The following is a 3875-nucleotide window of genomic DNA, read 5'->3' as shown; positions in this document are numbered from 1 at the left end:
CGATCCTGCTAGAATAGCACTTTTTAACTAAAATTTATGTAATTAACTTAATATAAATATGCTTAATTATAAATTGGAGGTTTTATGAAGAAAATACTATTTATCACAGACTTATATTATAACTCCAAAGGTAGAAATTATTATTAAGAAGATCTATTCCTTACATGTTCTCTTAGAGAAGATTTTAAATTACTTATTTGTAATCCAAATGATATAAATGACTTCAATGAAGATTTTGATTTAATTTTATTTAGAAATACAGGACCTGCTGCCAATTTTGAGAGGGAATATAAGATATTTAGAGATAAAATAAAAACTCATAATTTGCTTACTTACAATTCTTTTGATGGTCATGGATATATGAATGGGAAGGGCTATTTGATGGAACTTACAAACAAAAATATGCCTGTTATCAGAACAATCAACAATATTAATGAGTTTCATAAATTGCCAGATGTTGCAAATTACATAACAAAACCCATAGATGGTGCTGATTCCATAGGCTTAGAGATTTTAAGTAAAGATGAACTTTTTGAAAAAGTTAAATCCGATAATTACAGTACTTTAATTCAACCATTTATAGATTTTCAGTATGAGGTGTCTTTTTATTACGTAGATAGAAAATTCCAATATGCTCTTTATGCTCCTAATAAAGAAAAAAGATGGCAAATGGAAGAATACACTCCTAATAAAGATGATTTTGATTTTTGCCATGCCTTATTAAACTGGAATAATTTAAGTCATGGTATTCAAAGAATTGATGCATGTAGAGATAAGAATGGAAATTTACTTCTTGTGGAAATTGAAGATTTAAATCCTTATTTATCTTTGTTTGATATTTCTCCAAGTTCAAGAGAAAAGTTTGTTTTATCTTTAAAAGAATCTTTGAATAACATTTTATACAAACTTTAGTAACGCAATAGACTTATATTAATAGTGAATAAATAATTCTTATACAGTTTAAATAAAATAGCAATCACTTTAGACTTTTAAATATCTAAAATGATTGCCATTTTTTCTATTTATTTAAGCTACTTTTACTTCTTTTTTCTCATTAATTTTAAGTGACTTATCTACTGCAACAGCTGCTGTCATTGCTCCATTAACATTTAACATTGTTCTTCCCATATCAAGGATTGGATCTATTGCAATTATTGCCCCTGCCATTGGGAAGTATGCTCCCATTCCCATACCTGATATTACTACAGACACAGACATTGTTGCTGTTCCTGGTATTCCTGCAATACCCAGTGAACTTATTGTTATAACTATTATTAACATCACATAGAAAGTAAAGTTCATTTCTACTCCAGCCATGTTTGCAAGCATTACACTAACTAAAGCTGGATATATTCCTGCACATCCATTCATGCCCATGTTTGAACCTAAACTTGTTACAAAGCTAGCAGTTCCTGATTCCACATTCATGTTTTCTGTCAAAGCTTCCACAGTAACTGGTAATGTTCCTAAACTTGAACGAGATGTGAATGCAAGTATTAATGCTTTTGAAGCATTTTTAATATATGTTATTGGATTCATTCCACTTAAAGTTATTATAACTAAGTGAACCACAAACATAAGCCCTACACTTATATATAATGCTAATATAAAATCAACCACATCTAAAAGTGACTTCACACCTCTACTTGCTATAGTACTAGCCATAAGTGGAACAACAGCATAAGGCATAAGTTTTATTACTGTTATGGCAACAGAAACTATAATTTTATAAAATGCTTCTACAAAATCCATAAATGGTTTTATTATATCTAAGTATTTTTTTGACAGTCTTCTTATTGCCAATCCTATAAACGCTGCAAATATTACTACTGCCACAGTATTTCCATCAGCCATGGCTTTTATTGGATTAGATGGCAATAACCCTCTTATTGTATCTGGAAGTGAAGTTATTTCTCTAAGCTCTTCACTAGCACTTACAGCTTGTATAGAAGAACCTAAATCAAATAAATTCCCAACGATTACAGCAATAATAGCTGCCGTAGCAGTTGTGGCAAAAAACATTCCCATAGATTTAAATGTTAATTTTCCTAAGTCATCTTCTTTCATATTCATTATAACTCTTATGATTGAAACTAAAACTAAAGGCATTACTATCATCTTTAGTAAATCCATAAATCCATTACCAAATAGAGAGTACCATGTACTTACTTCATTTATCCATGTTACTTGACTTGGGTCACTTGGAAATTTTGCTACTGCTTGTATTACTATTCCAAGACCTAACCCCATAAATATGGAAATTATCATTAACTTTGTAAATTTGAATTTTTTGCTTATTTTATTAATTATAAAAAATAATCCTATTAGTGCAATAACCATTAACACACTGTGTATGTTTGTTATCATTAAAAATTGCGATAAAAATGTATTACTCATAAATCCTCCCAAATGTCTATTATCAAATTGATAATCAAAATTATAACATTATCAATTTGATAATACAATAGTTTTTTTATTTTTATAACAATTTAATTATTTTACGATGAAAATTATTCACTACTTTGTTTTCCAATTTATGATATAATTTGTAATAACATTTTATATGGGGGACATAAATATGAAATACAAAGTATTAATTTTTGATGCAGATGAAACATTATTTGATTTTAAAAAAGCTGAAAAGGAGGCTTTCAAAGAAACTATTATTGAGTTTGGAATAGATTATGATGAATCTTATCATTTCGAAACTTATAAGATTATAAATAAAGCCATCTGGAAAGAGTTAGAACAAGGACTTATTACTCAATCTAAACTTAAAATAGAAAGATTTAAAAGGTTATCAGACAAACTTCAAATAGCTTTTGATGAAGTAGAGTTTGCCAATGTTTATATGAAACATTTAGCAAATGGATCCTTTTTATTTGAAGATTCCATGGATTTAGTAGAAAGTATAAAAGATAAGTATACACTTGTAATAGTTACAAATGGCCTTACGGTAGTACAAGAAAAAAGAATTAAACAATCTAGTATAGCAAAATACTTTAAAGATATAGTTATATCTGAAAATGTAGGAGTATCTAAGCCTAATCCTGGAATTTTTGAATATACTTTAAAAGACATGACAGATATTAGTAAAAATGAAGTATTAATGATAGGGGACAGCTTATCATCTGATATACAAGGTGGTACAAATTTCGAGATAGACACTTGTTGGTACAACCCTAACAAAGTTGAAAATAAAACAAGTTTAAAACCAACTTATGAAGTATGTTCTTTAAAAGAACTTAAAAATTTATTATTAAATATATAAAAAGTTCTCTTAAATCACTGTATTTACAAATTATTTGGTTAATACTTTAGTCAGTTAACTATCTTGGTTAAAAAGTAAGGAGTACCTCTTAAAATATTTTGAGATACTCCTTTTAAATTTCAAATTAACTTTTCTTTATAAAATCTACATTGCACTTTGGACAATGAATAGAAATCTTCCCTTTCCCCTTAGGTACTCTAACCTTTTGTTTACAAGAAGGACATTTAAAGAATGCATAAGACTTCTTTTGCGCCCTCATTTTATTTTGCTTATCAAGTGATAACTTCACCTTATTAGAAAAATTTAAATATGCACTTCTTTCCGAATATCTTTTATTAAGATTTTTAGAAAACATTCTAAAGTATATAAATACCACCATAATTAATGCTAAAAAATAAAACATATCACCAAGGAAACTTGCTCTACCACTTAATAAAGATATTACTAAACTGACAAATACTAATTTAAATAGAAACTGATTCAATTCATCATTTCCATATCTGCCATACATGAATTTCATTAATTTTTCTTTCATTCTTAATCTCCCTTGAAATTTAATCTTTCGTGTAAAGAATTTTAACATATATAAAGGTTTTTAACAACT

Annotated in this window: 4 protein-coding genes; 2 read left to right on the top strand and 2 right to left on the bottom strand. The window is 27.7% G+C overall.

Going from position 1 to position 3875, the window contains the following annotated elements:
* The first annotated feature begins 381 nt into the window (after positions 1-381).
* Positions 382-912, top strand: a complete 531-nt coding sequence (locus tag NSA58_RS17205) for a hypothetical protein (protein WP_257560732.1) — start codon at positions 382-384, stop codon at positions 910-912.
* Between the two features lie 114 nt (positions 913-1026).
* On the opposite strand, the gene NSA58_RS17200 is transcribed toward NSA58_RS17205, so the two are convergent.
* The gene (locus NSA58_RS17200) at positions 1027-2397 is read right to left on the bottom strand and encodes a cation:dicarboxylate symporter family transporter (protein ID WP_039677943.1); all 1371 of its coding nucleotides are present in this window, start codon (positions 2395-2397) and stop codon (positions 1027-1029) included.
* A gap of 181 nt (positions 2398-2578) precedes the next feature.
* On the opposite strand from NSA58_RS17200, the gene NSA58_RS17195 reads away from it, so the two are divergent.
* Positions 2579-3271 (top strand): YjjG family noncanonical pyrimidine nucleotidase, encoded by a 693-nt coding sequence (locus tag NSA58_RS17195; RefSeq protein WP_074078771.1) that lies wholly within the window; start codon positions 2579-2581, stop codon positions 3269-3271.
* A 124-nt stretch (positions 3272-3395) separates the two neighbouring features.
* Here the strand turns inward: NSA58_RS17195 and NSA58_RS17190 are convergent, their stop codons facing one another.
* Positions 3396-3806, bottom strand: a complete 411-nt coding sequence (locus tag NSA58_RS17190) for a hypothetical protein (RefSeq protein ID WP_052232785.1) — start codon at positions 3804-3806, stop codon at positions 3396-3398.
* Between the last annotated feature and the right edge of the window lie 69 nt (positions 3807-3875).

The sequence above is a fragment of the Terrisporobacter muris genome (assembly GCF_024621905.1).
In the GTDB taxonomy this organism is placed as follows: Bacteria; Bacillota; Clostridia; order Peptostreptococcales; family Peptostreptococcaceae; genus Terrisporobacter; species Terrisporobacter muris.
Note: the sequence above shows the minus strand (reverse complement) of the source record. Positions and strands in the feature narration are given on the sequence as shown.

What these genes read in the sequence shown, in the direction of transcription:
- NSA58_RS17195 (WP_074078771.1), top strand. Translation starts at nt 2,579, where the DNA reads ATGAAATACAAAGTATTAATTTTTGATGCAGATGAAACATTATTTGAT.
- NSA58_RS17190 (WP_052232785.1), bottom strand. Translation starts at nt 3,806, where the DNA reads ATGAAAGAAAAATTAATGAAATTCATGTATGGCAGATATGGAAATGAT.
- NSA58_RS17205 (WP_257560732.1), top strand. Translation starts at nt 382, where the DNA reads ATGGAACTTACAAACAAAAATATGCCTGTTATCAGAACAATCAACAAT.
- NSA58_RS17200 (WP_039677943.1), bottom strand. Translation starts at nt 2,397, where the DNA reads ATGAGTAATACATTTTTATCGCAATTTTTAATGATAACAAACATACAC.